Below are 12,988 nucleotides of genomic sequence, written 5' to 3'. Positions count from 1 at the left end.
CGCCGCCGCTGCCGCCCGCGGCGCTGGCGTGGAACTCGCTCAGCCACAGCAGCACGGGCTGGGTGGCGCGCGCCTTGGCGGGCAGGCGGGGCAGGGCGGCGACGCTGCCGGGGGCGTGCAGGGCGAGGCGGATCAGCTTCTCGCGTTCGGCCTCGGCGGGCGGCAGCTTGTCGAGCCTGGGGCGCTGGGCGATCATCGCGTCGACCAGGCGGCGGTAGCGTGCCTGGATGCCCGGCCAGCGCGCCAGGGCGCGCAGGGTGGCGGCCTGGTTCTCGCGCAGCTCGCGGGTGGCGGCCTCGTCGATCGGCTCGTCGGGCACGGGGCCGAGCGCGGGGTGGCCGTCGCCATCCTCCGCGGGGGGCGCGGCGGCCACGGCGGCGAGCCAGAGGTAGAGGTCGCGGTTGAGGCCGCGCTCGGGCAGCACGTCGAGCTCGGGCGGCAGGCGCAGCGTGGACACGTCCATGCGCGCGCGCGCGACGCGTTCGTCGGCGCCGGCGATGCGCTGCAGCAGGCTGCGCCGCGCGCCATGCTCGTCGGTGGTGGCGGCCGCCAGGCGCAGGCCGGGGTCGCCGCCGAGGGCGCGGAAGAACACGCCCGCGGTCTTCTCGATGTCGCGCAGGCGGACCGCCGCCTTGGGGAAGTGTCCGCCGGCGGCGCGGGTGATGAGGCGGTGCCAGAGCAGGCCTACGGTTTCTTCCATGGCGTCAGCGATCCTTGAGTGCGCGGAACCCGGCCTCGTTCTGGCGCGCCGCCTCGCCGGCCACCCAGGACAGCAGCGGCCCCTGCGGGTTGGCGTGCTGGGTGGTCGCGCAGGCGTCGACGCATTGGCGGCACTGGGTGCAGGTGAACATGTGGCGCTTGATGTTGCGCGGGCGCAGCCGCATCGGGCAGGCGGCGTCGCAGGCGGACTGGCGGTCGGGCAGGCAGTTCGAGCAATCGCTCGCGCGCTCGCGCTCGAAGCCGACCACCAGCGCGTCGCGGTTGCCCATCCAGGCCAGGCTCTGGAACAGCCCGACGGCGCACACGAAGCGGCAGAACAGGTGACGTGCGAAGAGGAACTCGAGGCTCAGCACCACCGTGGCCGCGGTGAGGAAGATCGCCTGGTTGCGCGTGAGCTCGCCGGCGAAGAGGTTGCCGTACACCTGCGCGGGCGGCAGCAGGTAGGTGAGCAGCACCACCGCCCACAGGAAGGCGAAGCCCACCGCCGCCGGCACGACGACGCCCCACCAGCGCGCGTCCACCCGCGCGGGGCGGCCGTCGGGCTTCCACGCCGGCAGCAGGTGGCGGTCCCATACCGAGGCCTTGCCCGAAGCGCGCGCCATCAGCCGGTTGATCGACTCCACCACCGAGAAGTGCGGGCACAGCCAGCCGCAGTACAGCCGTCCCCACTTCCACGCCGCGCCGATGACCAGCGCGGCGAGCGCGAGCAGGGGCACGAAGAGATTCAGGATGATGCTCCCGGCCGCCTCGAGTGCGCTCGCCTGGCCGGCGAGGAAGGGGTCGAGGCCGAGCCGCCATTCCATGCCGAGCAGCCAGGCGTGGTCGGCGTCGAGGTCGTAGCGGAAGAGATCGAATACCGGCGCGAGCACGAAGAGCGCGAAGAAGCCGGCCTGGAACGCACGCCGGCGGCGCTGCATCGCCGCGGCGGCGGCCGCATCGCCCGCAGGGGCGGTCGCGATCGGGATGACGCGCTGCGGTTTGCGCGCAGGGGCTCCGGTGTTCATCGTGGTCACCGGCCGGCTCAGGAGGGCTCGCGCGGTCCGAACACCGGGAAGCGCCAGCTGCGGCCGTTGATCGCGCGCGACAGGCCCATCACGCCGAGCAGGATCAGGCTCGAGTGGACGAAGGTGAAATAGAGCACCCCGATCACCCAGGTCCACGGATTGTCGAAGCCGCCGAGCAGGAAGATCGCGACGCTGATCACGACCAGCAGCAGCCCGCCCCAGATGCAGGTCCACCCGGTCTGGCGCAGGTGATTGCGCACCAGCGGATCGGGGTGCCCGCGATGCAGGTACCACAGCACCATCAGCGCGAGGAATGCCAGCCCGGGCAGGAGCATCAGGTTGATCAGGAACAGCGCCTCGGCGACGACCGCCAGGCGCGGGCCGGGCATGACGTGGCGGAGCGGATCGGCGCGCTTGATTTCCATCTCGATGTCCCGGCCTTCAGCGGCCGAAGGTGGCGGCGACCACCTCCATCAGTCCCTCGGCGACGTCGGCGTCGTCGGTCAGGCTCTCGACGATGCCGACCCGGCTGGCGGCGACCGGGTCCATGCCGTCCTTGACGAGCAGGGCGGTATACACGAGCAGGCGGGTGCTCGCGGCCTCTTCCAGGTCGCGGTCCTTGAGCGCGCGCAGCGCGTTGGCGATGGCAACCAGGCGCTTGGCCAGGTCCGGTGCGCAGGCGGTCTCGCCGATCAGCACCGCCTCTTCCTGCTCGGGGCGCGGGAAGTCGAAGCGCAGGCTGACGAAGCGCTGGCGGGTCGAAGGCTTCATGCCCTTGAGCAGGTTCTGGTAGCCGGGGTTGTAGGACACCACCAGCATGAAGGAGGGTGGCGCCTCGAGGAGCTCGCCGGTGCGGTCGATCGGCAGCACGCGACGGTCGTCGGCGAGCGGGTGCAGCACCACGGTGGTGTCCTTGCGTGCCTCGACCACCTCGTCGAGGTAGCAGATGCCGCCTTCGCGTACCGCGCGGGTGAGCGGGCCGTCGCACCACATCGTCTTGCCGTCGCCGATCAGGTGGCGGCCGACCAGGTCGGAGGCGGTGAGGTCGTCGTGGCAGGCCACGGTGTACAGGGGCAGGCCGAGGCGGGCGGCCATGTGCGAGACGAAGCGCGTCTTGCCGCAGCCGGTGGGGCCCTTGATCAGCAGGGGCAGGCGGTTCTTCCAGGCGTGCTGGAAGATGTCCACCTCGTCGCCGGCGGGTTGGTAGAAGGGAATGTCGAGGTTGGGCGTATCGGGCTTCATTGGGCGAGTCCCTTGATGTAGGCGATGGCGATCAGCGCCCAGACGACGATGATCCAGCCCATCGTGATCGCGCGCCAGAGCAGCGGTGCATGGCGCAGCGCCATGAAATCGAGGATGACCACCGCGCCCTTCCAGAACGAGATCGCGGCGAGGATGGCGACGCCCCAGGTGCCGGTCACGCCGAGCGAGCCCATGCCCCAGGTGGCGACGGTGGCGAGGATCAGGGTGGCGAACAGGATCGTGGAGCCGCGGGGCGTTCCGTGCATGCGTGCGCTCATGGCGGGCTCCTCAGTGGATGACGTAGACGAGCGGGAAGAGGATCAGCCAGACCAGGTCGACCATGTGCCAGTAGGCGGCGCCGGTCTCCAGTCCGTTCATCTCGCCCGGGCGGTAGCGGCCCTGGCGCGCGCCGTTCCACATCGCGATCAGGATTACCAGACCCAGGATCACATGCATGAAGTGGAAGAAGGTCAGCGACAGGTAGAACATGTGGAAGGTGCTGCTCGAGAGGCTGATGTTGTGCTCGAACGCTGCGGCGTACTCGCTCAGCTTGACGACGATGAAGCCGAGGCCGGTGAGGATCGCGCCGCCCAGCCAGTTGGCGCACTGTCGCGAGGCCTGGGCCTCGGCGGCCTGCACGGCGCGCACCACGAAGTAGCTCGCAGTGAGCAGCAGCACGGTGTTGAGCGCGCCCGCGTTGCGGTTGAGTGCGGCCTGCTCGGCGGCGAAGAGTTCGATGTTTTTGGCGCGCGCGAAGGCGTAGGCGGCGAAGAAGACCCCGAAGGCGAGCAGCTCGGCGAGGATGAAGAACCAGATCGCGAGGTCGCCCGCAAGGCGGGGGCCGTGCGCCTGTGCCGGTCCGCCGGCCGGCAGGGAACTCGGCGGAGTGGTGACGGTATTCATGCGGCGCAGTCTAGGCAGAAGGGCGCGGGTTTAACTTGATCGTGGTTAATTGGGATTCGTTCGTGTTCAGCCCGCCGCCGCCAGCCAGCGCCGGGTGACGTCGACCATGCGGCTGGCGAAGCCCCATTCGTTGTCGAACCACACCACCAGGTTGAGCATCTTCGCTCCGACTGCGCGCGTCTGGCTGCAGTCGATGATCGCCGAGTGCGGGTCGTGGTTGAAGTCGATCGAGGCGTGCGCCTCGTCGGAGCACGCGAGCAGGCCACGCTGCGGCCCGGCGGCGGTCTCGCGCAGCAGGCGGTTGACGGCCTCGGCCGAGACCTCGCGGCCGAAGCTCAGCACCATGTCGATCGCCGAGACGTTGTGGGTGGGCACGCGGATCGCCTTCGCCTGGACGCGTCCGGCGAGCGCCGGCAGCAGGCGTTCGACGCCGCGCGCCAGACCGGTCGACACCGGGATGATCGACTGCATCGCCGAGCGCGTGCGGCGCAGGTCGGCGTGGTGGTAGCCGTCGATCAGCGGCTGGTCGTTCATCGCCGAATGCAGTGTGGTGAGCAGGGCCTGCTCGATGCCGATCTCGCGGTGCAGGCAGTCGAGCACCGGGACCACGGCGTTGGTGGTGCACGACGCGTTAGACACCAGGCGCCCGGGGCCGCGCAGCTCGTCCTCGTTGATGCCGAACACCACTGTGACATCCACATCCTCGGCGCCGTTGCCGGGGTGCGACAGCAGGAGTCGCGGGCAGCCGGCAGCGATGAAGCGCTGCAAGTCGCGGCGTCCGCCGTACTGTCCGGAGCACTCGACGACGAGATCGAGCCCCAGCACGGTCCAGTCGACCTCTTCCGGGGTGCTCGCGTGGCTCACGTGGATCGCATGACCGTCCACGATCAGCTCGCGCTCGCTGCGGTCCACCACCCCCGGAAACCTGCCATGGGTCGAGTCGAAGCGGGTGAGGTAGGCGATGCTGGCGAGGTCCGCAGGCTCGTTGATCGCGACGATGCGGTAGCGCTCGGCGAGGCCGGCTTCGTGCAGGGCACGCAGGTAGCAACGACCGATGCGGCCGTAGCCGTTGATCGCGATGCGGAAGGGGCGCTCGACGCCGCTCGGGTGCAGGACGGGAGGTGCGTCGTGGGACGGCGGGGAGGGCGGAAGGGAGGCGTTGGGCACGGGCGGAGGGGAGCGAGCGGAGGCGATGGGACGCGCGCGCCGGGGGGATCCGGTGGCAGCGGAGTGCCGTTCGGGCGCGGACGAAGCCCGACATTCTAGCGGCCGCTCCATGCTGCGAGCGTGGCACGCAAAAAAAGAGGGGCGGCTCGCGCCGCCCCAACCCCTTACCCTGGATGATCCAGGCTTGTTACCGCATTTCGGTCGGCAGGGCTCAGCCGTGCACGACCCCCTTGGCATCGCCCTTCACGAAGAAGCTGGCGAGATAGGCCAGCAGGCCGATGAAGAACATCACGCCCGCCCATTCGCGCATCCAGTAGAACAGCATCAGCTGATCCTGGGTGGCCATGAAGGACATCGGGGTGTCGGACACGCGCTGCAGCCAGACCTGCAGGATGCCGGCGGCGGTCAGGAACAGGGTGATGAAGACCATCGCGATGGTCATCAGCCAGAACGCCCACATCTCCAGCACTTGCGCCTTGGTCGAGTTGGCGGCGCGGCCGCGCAGGATCGGCATGGCATAGCTGATCATGGTGATCACGACCATCACGTAGGCGCCGTAGAACGCCATGTGACCGTGCGCGGCGGTGATCTGCGAGCCGTGGGTGAAGTAGTTCACCGGAGCCAGGGTGTGCAGGAAGCCCCACACGCCAGCGCCGAGGAAGGCCATCACGCCGGTACCGAGCGCCCACAGCACGGCAGCCTTGTTCGGGTGCTCGCGACGACGACGGTTGACCATGTTGAACGCGAAGACGGTCATGGCGAAGAAGGGGATCGGCTCCAGCGCGGAGAAGATCGAACCCCACCACTGCCAGTATTCCGGCGTGCCGATCCAGAAGTAGTGGTGGCCGGTACCGATGATGCCGGTCACGAGCGCCAGGGTGATGATGACGTACAGCCACTTCTCGATCACTTCACGGTCTACACCGGTGACCTTGATGAGCACGAAGGCGAGCATCGCGGCCATGATCAGTTCCCACACGCCTTCCACCCAGAGGTGAACCACCCACCACCAGTAGAACTTGTCGCGGACGAGGTTGACCGGGTTGTAGAAGGAGAACAGGAAGAAGATCGCCAGACCCCACAAGCCGAGCAGCAGCACGATGCTGATGACGGTCTTGCGGCCCTTGAGCACGGTCATCGTGATGTTGAACAGGAAGGCGAGCGCGACGATCACGATGCCGATCTTGGTCAACAGCGGCTGCTCGAGGAACTCCCGGCCCATGGTGGCGAGGATGTCGTTGCCCGTCATGGACGCCAGCGTGCTGTAAGGCACGAGCAGGTAGCCCACGATGGTCAGCGCACCGGCCACCAGGAAGATCCAGAACATCGCCAGCGCCAGCTTCGGGCTGAAGAGTTCGGTCTCGGTCTCTTCCGGGATCAGGTAGTAGGCCGCACCCATGAAGCCGAACAGCAGCCACACGATCAGCAGGTTGGTGTGAACCATCCGCGCGACGTTGAACGGAATCTCCGGGAACAGGAAGTCCCCGACGACGTACTGCAGGCCCAGAATCAGGCCGAAGATGATTTGCCCCACGAACAGACCGATCGCCGCGATGAAGTAGGGCATGGCGACCGCTTGTGATTTGTATTGCATGGATATCCCCTTGTGGTCTCCAGAGTTCCGATCAGCCCTCGATGTTGGGCGGCCAGTTGGCGGTGTTGATTTCCGAGGTGTACTTCAGGAAGGCCACCAGCTGGTCGAGCTCTTCATCGGTGAGGTTGAACTGCGGCATCTGGCGACGGCCGGGGGCTCCGGTGGGCATGGCCTGCATCCAGCCCTTGATGAAGTCGCCGCCGCGGCGCTTGTAGACGTTGCCGAGTTCGGGAGCGAAGTAGGCGCCCTCGCCGAGCAGCGTGTGGCAGCCCAGACAGTTGCGGGTTTCCCAGATGTGCTTGCCGGCGGCAACCTCGGGGGTGATGGCGGCGCGGTTGTCCCGGTTGGGCAGCTCGCGCTCGGTGTCGAAGGTGAGCGCCAGGAACAACAGGAAGAAGAACGTCGTCCCCCCGTAGAAGATGTTCCGCGCCATCGATTTTGTGAAAATACCGCTCATGGAGTACTCCTCATCGCTTGTCTCGTTTTGTCAGGAAGGTCTCGGTTCGCCCGCGTGGGTCAGGGGTACAACTGTCCACGGCAATGCCGATGGTGGGCGGATTGTCACGGCGGGCACCCGCGCTCTCCATGATTTGAATCAAGATGTAGCCCGAGTGGAACTTTTCCATCCGCATGGGCGCTCGCTTTGCGGGTCTTTGCAGGCCTCGGGGCACGCACGGACCGGGGATGCGTGGCGGCGCGCGCCGCGCCACGGGCTGCTTGCGCTCGTGCTGGCGGCGATCGCGGGGGGGGCGCTGGCTGGCGGGGAGGGGCCAGGGCCGGTGGCTGTCGACGTCGGCCACACCCTGGACGCGCCCGGGGCGACGAGCGCGCGCGGCCGCAGCGAGTTCGAGTTCAACCGCGATCTTTCCGTGCATGTGGTCGATGCACTGCACGCGCGCGGCTGGGCGGTGAGCACCATCAACGCCGACGGCCGCATCGCGAGCCTGCGCGCGCGGCCGCAGGCCGCCGGCGAGGCCGGAGCGGCCTTCCTGCTCTCGCTGCATCACGACTCGGTCAATGCCGTCGAGTTGCGCCCGTGGACCTGGGAGGGGCGTGCGCTCGACTACAACGACGAGTTCGCCGGGCATTCGCTCTTCGTCTCGCGCGACAACCCCGATACGGCCATGAGCATCCTGTGTGCGCGTGCGATCGGCGCCCGCCTGCAGCGCATGGGTTTCGAGCCCACGCACAAGAACGGCCGCCGGCGCAGCTACGCCGACCGCGAGCACGCGGTGCACCACTACGACGGGCTGGCGGTGCTGCGCCACGCGCGCATGCCGGCAGTGCTGTTCGAAGCCGGCATCCTGAAAAACCGCGACGAGGAACTGTTGCTGCGCGACCCCGAACGCCAGGCGCGCATGGCCGACGCGATCGCCACCGGGATCTCGGCCTGCCTGCGCAACGGCCTTCCGGCCGACGACGAGGCGTGGGCGGACCGCCCGGATCGCGCCGACCCGCCCACACCGTGAAGCGAGCGGGGGGCTGCCCGCTCCGCACGGGGGCGGTCTCGTCGCCGGGTGGAACCGACGTGGTGGGGAAGCAGGCTTACTTGGCGGTGGGCAGGCGCGAACCGACGCCCTGGACGAAGTAGTCCATCCTGCCCAGGGTGGCATCGTCCATCACCGCACCGGCGGCGAGGCGTTCCTTCCCGGCCTGGTCGAGCACCGGGCCGGTGAAGGGATGCAGGCTGCCGGCGGTGATGCGGCCCTGGAGTTCCTTGACCATGGCCTGCACGTCGGCCGGAATCGCCGGGTTGAGCGGGGCGAGGCGGATCATGCCGTCCTTCATGCCACCCCACACGCCCTCCGGCTTCCACGTGCCCCCGAGCACCGCGTCGACGGTGCGGGCGTAGAACTCGCCCCAGTGGTGGGTGGTGGCGGTGAGCTGGGACTTGGGCGCGTACTTCGACATGTCGGAGTGGTAGCCGAAGGCGTACACGCCCTTTTCTTCCGCGGCCTGGACGGTGGCGGTGGAGTCGGTGTGGTGGGTGAGCATGTCGGCGCCCTGCGAGATCAGGGTCATCGCCGCCTCGCGCTCCTTGCCCGGGTCGTACCAGCTGTTGGCCCAGATCACCCGCACCTCGACGTTCGGGTTCACGCTGCGCGCGCCCAGGGTGAACGCGTTGATGCCCTGCAGCACCTCGGGGATCGGGAAGGCGCCGACGTAGCCGAGGACGTTGGACTTGGTCATCTTGCCGGCGATCACGCCGTTGAGGTAGCGGCCCTCGTAGAAGCGCGCGTTGTAGGGCGCGAAGTTCTTCGCCGACTTGTAGCCGGTGGCGTGCAGGAAGGTGACGTTGGGGAACTGGCGGGCGACGCGCTCGACGTAGTTCATGTAGCCGAAGCTGGTGGCGAACACGATCTTGCTGCCGCTGGCGGCGAACTCGCGGATCACGCGCTCGGCATCGGCACCTTCCGCGACGTTCTCGACGTAGCGCGTCTCGATCCTGCCGCCGAGCGTCTTCTCGAGCTCCTTGCGACCGAGGTCGTGCTGGTAGGTCCAGCCGGCATCGCCGATCGGGCTCACATAGACGAAGCCGACCTTCGCGGCGTCCGCGGCGTGGGCGGCGAAGGGCAGGGTGGCTGCGACCGCAAGCGCGGCGGCGGAGAGGACGAACTGGCGGCGATGAGTCATCTTGGGCTCCTCGGAGGGTCGGAAGGTCGGCACGGGCGCCGCTGCGGACGAGCGCGGCGTGCTGCTCGCCGGGTGAAGGAAGAGGTCGGGGAAGGACTCACCCCGCGGTGGCGCGCACGCATTCGCGCACCAGTGCCGGGCCGCGGTAGATGAGTCCGCTGTAGAGCTGAACCAAAGCGGCGCCGGCCTCGAGCTTGGCGCGCGCCTGTGCGCCCTCGAGCACGCCTCCGGCGGCGATGATCGGCAACTCGCCGGCGAGCGCGTGCGCGAGCTTGCGCACCACGGCGGTGGAAGCCTCGAACACCGGCGCGCCCGACAGGCCGCCCTGTTCGTTGCCGTGGGCGATGCCCTGCACCTTGTCGCGCGCGATCGTGGTATTGGTGGCGATCACGCCGTCGATGCGGTGGCGGCGCAGCGCGTCGGCGATGTTGCTCACCTGCGCGTCGTCGAGGTCGGGGGCGATCTTGAGGGTGAGCGGGACGTAGCGCCCATGTTGCTCGGTGAGGCGGGTCTGCGCCGCCTTGAGGCGGCCGAGGAGGTCGTCGAGTTCGGATTCGCCCTGCAGCTGGCGCAGGTTCTTGGTGTTGGGCGAGGAGATGTTCACCGTGACGTAGCTCGCCAGGGCGTACACTTTTTCCAGGCAGGCGAGGTAGTCGTCGGCGGCACGCTCGATCGGGGTGTCGAAGTTCTTGCCGATGTTTATGCCGAGGATGCCGCGGTACTTCGCCGCACGCACGTGCGCGAGCAGGACGTCGACGCCGTGGTTGTTGAAGCCCATGCGATTGATGATGCCCCGCACCTCGGGCAGGCGGAACATGCGCGGGCGGGGGTTGCCCGGCTGCGGGCGCGGCGTGATCGTGCCGATCTCGAGGAAGCCGAAACCGAGGCGGGCGAGGCCGTCGATCGCCTCGCCGTTCTTGTCGAGCCCGGCGGCGAGGCCGACGCGGTTGGGAAAGCGCAGGCCCATGACCTCGACCGCGCTCGCCGGCTCCGGCTCGGCGGCGGGCAGCAGCTTGCCGGCATAGTGCAGGCCATGCAGGGTGAGGTTGTGGGCGGTCTCGGGGTCGAGCGCGAACAGGAGGGGGCGGGCGAGTTCGTAGAGCATCGCGAGATTGTAGCGAGTCGACCCGACCGCCGGGCGCCGTGATCAGGCGAAATCGCCCGGAAAGGGCTGCCAGTCGCCGTCGATCAGCGCCTCGAGCGGGCGGAAGCGCGCCTTGTAGGCCATCTTCGGGCTCTCGCCGATCCAGTAGCCCAGGTACACGTGCGGCAGTCCGAGCACCCTGCACGCCTCGATCTGCCAGAGCACGCCCCAAGTGCCGAAGGCGCTGCGCGGCTGGTCGGGATCGTAGAAGGTGTAGACGCTCGACAGGCCGTCGGTGAGGCGATCGATCACGCTCACCATGCGCAGGCTGCCATAGCTGCGGAACTCCACCAGGCGGGTGTCGACATGGCTCTGCAGCAGGAAATGGGCGTACTGCTCGCGGTTGTCGAGGTCCATGCCGCCGCCGGCGTGGCGGGCGGTCTGGTAGCGCTGGTAGAGCTGGTAGTGCTCCTCGACGAATTCGAGGGGACGCTCGATCGGGATCAGATCTGCATGTCGAGCCCATGTCCTGCGCTGGCTGCGGTCGGGCTGGAAGCGCTCGACCGGCACGCGCACCGGCACGCAGGCCTGGCAGTGGTCGCAATAGGGGCGGTAGGTGAACACCCCGCTGCGGCGAAAGCCGCGGCGCACGAGTTCGCTATAGACCTGCGGGTCGATGAGATGGCCCGGGGTGGCGACCTGCGAGCGCGCGCTCCGCCCGGCCAGGTAGGAGCATGCGTAGGGCGCCGTGGCGTAGAACTGGATGAGGGCGTAGGGATAGTCCGATTTCATCGCGTCCGTCGTGCAACTTGCCGTCCTGCGTCAGTTCCAGTCGAAGTCCTGCATTGTTCGCTCGGCCCAGCGCTGCGGCGCCGGGCCGTCGTGCGCCCACTGGCGCAGGGCGGCGGTGAAACGCGCCCTCGGCACCTCGCGTGCCCCGAGCGAGCACAGGTGGGCGGTGGTCATCTGGCAGTCGATCATGCCATAGCCGCGTTCGGCGAGCAGCCGCGCGAGATGGGCGAGCGCCACCTTGGAGGCGTCGGTCTCGCGCGCGAACATCGACTCGCCGAAGAACACGCGGCCGATCGCCATGCCGTAGAGTCCGCCCACCAGCCGGCCCTCTCGCCAGCATTCGACACTGTGCGCCCAGCCCAGTTCGTGCATGCGCTGGTAGGCGGCGCGCATCGCGGGGGTGATCCAGGTGCCCGGGCCGCCGGCGCGCGCCGCGGCGCAGGCCAGCAGCACCTCGGCGAAGGCGGTGTCCGTCCTGACCTCGAAGCGCCGTCGGCGCAGGGTCTTGCGCAGCGAATGGCTGACGTGGAATTCGTCGGGCACGAGCACCAGGCGAGGGTCGGGTGTCCACCACAGGATGGGTTCGCCCTCGCTGAACCAGGGGAAGATGCCGCGGCGGTAGGCGGCGAGCAGCCAGGGTGGGGTGAGCGCGCCACCGGCGGCGAGCAGCCCGTTGGGTTCGCGCAAAGCGCGCTCGTCGGCGGGGAAGCCCGGCTCCGCGCCCAGCCAGGGGATCATGCCAGAGACGCTGCGGGATGGGCGGGCGCGCACTCGTCGGCGCGCTCGTCGGAGAAGGTGACGACGTGGTCGACGTCGAGGCGGATGCCGATGCGCTCGCCGATGGCGTGGTTGTGGTGGCTGGGCACCAGCGAGAGCACGCGCGCGCCGCCCGCCAGGCGCAGGGTGTACAGGATGTCTGCGCCGCGGAAAGCCTTATGCACCACCTCGGCGCGCAGCGCGCTGGCGTCGTCGTGCACGAGGTCGTCTGGGCGCAGCAGCACGTCGACCGGGCTGCCATGCACGCAACCGGCGCAGTCGGCGCAGCACACCAGCGGCTGCGTGCTGTCGAGCACGCCGAGCTCGATCTGCACGCGGTGATCGTCGAGCACCTTGCCGCGCAGGAAGGCACCCTGGCCGATGAAGTCGGCGACGAAGCGGTTGGCCGGGCGGTGGTAGAGGTTGTAGGGCGTATCCCATTGCTGGATGCGACCCTCGTGCATGATGCCGATCTCGTCGGCCACTGCGAAGGCCTCGTGCTGGTCGTGGGTGACCAGGATCGCGGTGGTGTCGGCGGCCTTGATGATCTCGCGCACCTCGTACGACAGGCGTTCGCGCAATTCGACGTCGAGATTGGAGAAGGGCTCGTCGAGCAGCAGCAGGCTGGGCTTGGGAGCGAGTGCACGCGCGAGCGCGACGCGCTGCTGCTGGCCGCCGGACATCTCGTGCGGATACTTGCGGCCCTGTCCGGCGAGGCCGACCAGCGCGAGCAGCTCGTCCACCCGCGCGTTGCGCACGGCGGCGCTGTCGCGCCGGAGGCCGAAGCCGATATTGTCCGCCACCGAGAGATGCGGGAAGAGCGCATAGTCCTGGAACACCATGCCGATGCGCCGGCGCTCGGGCGGCAGCATGTGGCGCGGCGTGCTGACGACCTCGCCGTCGAGGCGGATCTCGCCGGCCGCCAGCCGTTCGAAGCCGGCGATGCAGCGCAGCACCGTGGTCTTGCCGCAGCCGGAAGGCCCGAGCAGGCAGCCGATGCGGCCCTTCTCGAGCTGCAGTGAGAGCTGGCGGACCACGAGGTGGCTGCCGAAGGCGAGGTCGATGCGGGAAAGGTCGAGGTGGGACATCGCG

The 12,988-nt window shown here is 68.8% G+C and carries 14 protein-coding genes and 1 pseudogene; 1 reads left to right on the top strand and 14 read right to left on the bottom strand.

The genetic code is table 11. The features are described 5' to 3' along the window. The 9 genes and pseudogenes from C665_RS07295 to C665_RS07255 all read right to left on the bottom strand — a co-directional run. Positions 1–700, bottom strand: a pseudogene (locus tag C665_RS07295) (nitric oxide reductase); the annotation flags it as partial. A gap of 4 nt (positions 701–704) precedes the next feature. After that, positions 705–1,724, bottom strand: coding sequence for a 4Fe-4S binding protein (locus C665_RS07290; RefSeq protein WP_012585572.1), 1,020 nt, complete (start codon positions 1,722–1,724; stop codon positions 705–707). Positions 1,725–1,741: 17 nt separating this feature from the next. Next, positions 1,742–2,149, bottom strand: coding sequence for a magnetosome magnetite crystal formation protein family (locus C665_RS07285; protein ID WP_004304121.1), 408 nt, complete (start codon positions 2,147–2,149; stop codon positions 1,742–1,744). Between the two features lie 16 nt (positions 2,150–2,165). Beyond that, complete coding sequence (locus C665_RS07280) at positions 2,166–2,966, bottom strand: CbbQ/NirQ/NorQ/GpvN family protein (protein ID WP_004304119.1); 801 nt, start codon at positions 2,964–2,966, stop codon at positions 2,166–2,168. Then, positions 2,963–3,244 carry a cytochrome C oxidase subunit IV family protein gene (locus tag C665_RS07275; RefSeq protein WP_004304117.1) on the bottom strand — a complete coding sequence of 94 codons (282 nt, stop codon included), beginning with the start codon at positions 3,242–3,244 and terminating at the stop codon, positions 2,963–2,965. Before C665_RS07275 ends, C665_RS07280 begins: the two co-directional genes overlap by 4 nt. 10 nt (positions 3,245–3,254) lie before the next feature. Beyond that, the gene (locus tag C665_RS07270) at positions 3,255–3,869 is read right to left on the bottom strand and encodes a cytochrome c oxidase subunit 3 (RefSeq protein WP_004304115.1); all 615 of its coding nucleotides are present in this window, start codon (positions 3,867–3,869) and stop codon (positions 3,255–3,257) included. 66 nt (positions 3,870–3,935) lie between these two features. Continuing rightward, positions 3,936–4,982: a type I glyceraldehyde-3-phosphate dehydrogenase gene (locus C665_RS07265; protein ID WP_083854692.1), complete on the bottom strand. Its 1,047-nt coding sequence runs from the start codon at positions 4,980–4,982 to the stop codon at positions 3,936–3,938. A 265-nt stretch (positions 4,983–5,247) separates the two neighbouring features. Continuing rightward, complete coding sequence (locus tag C665_RS07260) at positions 5,248–6,630, bottom strand: cbb3-type cytochrome c oxidase subunit I (RefSeq protein ID WP_012585570.1); 1,383 nt, start codon at positions 6,628–6,630, stop codon at positions 5,248–5,250. Positions 6,631–6,661: 31 nt separating this feature from the next. Next, positions 6,662–7,087 carry a c-type cytochrome gene (locus tag C665_RS07255; RefSeq protein ID WP_012585569.1) on the bottom strand — a complete coding sequence of 142 codons (426 nt, stop codon included), beginning with the start codon at positions 7,085–7,087 and terminating at the stop codon, positions 6,662–6,664. 268 nt (positions 7,088–7,355) lie between these two features. On the opposite strand from C665_RS07255, the gene C665_RS07250 reads away from it, so the two are divergent. Beyond that, positions 7,356–8,099 carry an N-acetylmuramoyl-L-alanine amidase family protein gene (locus C665_RS07250; protein ID WP_012585567.1) on the top strand — a complete coding sequence of 248 codons (744 nt, stop codon included), beginning with the start codon at positions 7,356–7,358 and terminating at the stop codon, positions 8,097–8,099. 76 nt (positions 8,100–8,175) lie between these two features. Here C665_RS07250 and C665_RS07245 read toward each other — a convergent pair whose 3' ends face one another. The 5 genes from C665_RS07245 to C665_RS07225 form a co-directional block, all read right to left on the bottom strand. Next, on the bottom strand, positions 8,176–9,264 hold the full coding sequence (locus C665_RS07245) for a BMP family ABC transporter substrate-binding protein (protein ID WP_004304105.1): 1,089 nt from the start codon (positions 9,262–9,264) through the stop codon (positions 8,176–8,178). 97 nt (positions 9,265–9,361) lie between these two features. After that, positions 9,362–10,369 carry a quinone-dependent dihydroorotate dehydrogenase gene (locus C665_RS07240; RefSeq protein WP_004304102.1) on the bottom strand — a complete coding sequence of 336 codons (1,008 nt, stop codon included), beginning with the start codon at positions 10,367–10,369 and terminating at the stop codon, positions 9,362–9,364. Between the two features lie 42 nt (positions 10,370–10,411). Further along, positions 10,412–11,140, bottom strand: a complete 729-nt coding sequence (locus tag C665_RS07235; RefSeq protein ID WP_004304100.1) for an arginyltransferase — start codon at positions 11,138–11,140, stop codon at positions 10,412–10,414. 30 nt (positions 11,141–11,170) lie between these two features. Continuing rightward, positions 11,171–11,878, bottom strand: a complete 708-nt coding sequence (aat, locus tag C665_RS07230) for a leucyl/phenylalanyl-tRNA--protein transferase (protein ID WP_004304098.1) — start codon at positions 11,876–11,878, stop codon at positions 11,171–11,173. Beyond that, the gene (locus tag C665_RS07225) at positions 11,875–12,984 is read right to left on the bottom strand and encodes an ABC transporter ATP-binding protein (protein WP_004304095.1); all 1,110 of its coding nucleotides are present in this window, start codon (positions 12,982–12,984) and stop codon (positions 11,875–11,877) included. Before C665_RS07225 ends, aat begins: the two co-directional genes overlap by 4 nt. Between the last annotated feature and the right edge of the window lie 4 nt (positions 12,985–12,988).

The organism is Thauera aminoaromatica S2 (assembly GCF_000310185.1).
Taxonomy (GTDB): Bacteria; Pseudomonadota; Gammaproteobacteria; order Burkholderiales; family Rhodocyclaceae; genus Thauera; species Thauera aminoaromatica.
The sequence above is the reverse complement of the archived record's forward strand: the minus strand, read 5'-3'. Positions and strand labels throughout refer to the sequence as shown.

What these genes read in the sequence shown, in the direction of transcription:
- C665_RS07275 (WP_004304117.1), bottom strand. Translation starts at nt 3,244, where the DNA reads ATGAGCGCACGCATGCACGGAACGCCCCGCGGCTCCACGATCCTGTTC.
- C665_RS07285 (WP_004304121.1), bottom strand. Translation starts at nt 2,149, where the DNA reads ATGGAAATCAAGCGCGCCGATCCGCTCCGCCACGTCATGCCCGGCCCG.
- C665_RS07245 (WP_004304105.1), bottom strand. Translation starts at nt 9,264, where the DNA reads ATGACTCATCGCCGCCAGTTCGTCCTCTCCGCCGCCGCGCTTGCGGTC.
- C665_RS07225 (WP_004304095.1), bottom strand. Translation starts at nt 12,984, where the DNA reads ATGTCCCACCTCGACCTTTCCCGCATCGACCTCGCCTTCGGCAGCCAC.
- C665_RS07255 (WP_012585569.1), bottom strand. Translation starts at nt 7,087, where the DNA reads ATGAGCGGTATTTTCACAAAATCGATGGCGCGGAACATCTTCTACGGG.
- aat (WP_004304098.1), bottom strand. Translation starts at nt 11,878, where the DNA reads ATGATCCCCTGGCTGGGCGCGGAGCCGGGCTTCCCCGCCGACGAGCGC.
- C665_RS07240 (WP_004304102.1), bottom strand. Translation starts at nt 10,369, where the DNA reads ATGCTCTACGAACTCGCCCGCCCCCTCCTGTTCGCGCTCGACCCCGAG.
- C665_RS07280 (WP_004304119.1), bottom strand. Translation starts at nt 2,966, where the DNA reads ATGAAGCCCGATACGCCCAACCTCGACATTCCCTTCTACCAACCCGCC.
- C665_RS07290 (WP_012585572.1), bottom strand. Translation starts at nt 1,724, where the DNA reads ATGAACACCGGAGCCCCTGCGCGCAAACCGCAGCGCGTCATCCCGATC.
- C665_RS07235 (WP_004304100.1), bottom strand. Translation starts at nt 11,140, where the DNA reads ATGAAATCGGACTATCCCTACGCCCTCATCCAGTTCTACGCCACGGCG.
- C665_RS07260 (WP_012585570.1), bottom strand. Translation starts at nt 6,630, where the DNA reads ATGCAATACAAATCACAAGCGGTCGCCATGCCCTACTTCATCGCGGCG.
- C665_RS07270 (WP_004304115.1), bottom strand. Translation starts at nt 3,869, where the DNA reads ATGAATACCGTCACCACTCCGCCGAGTTCCCTGCCGGCCGGCGGACCG.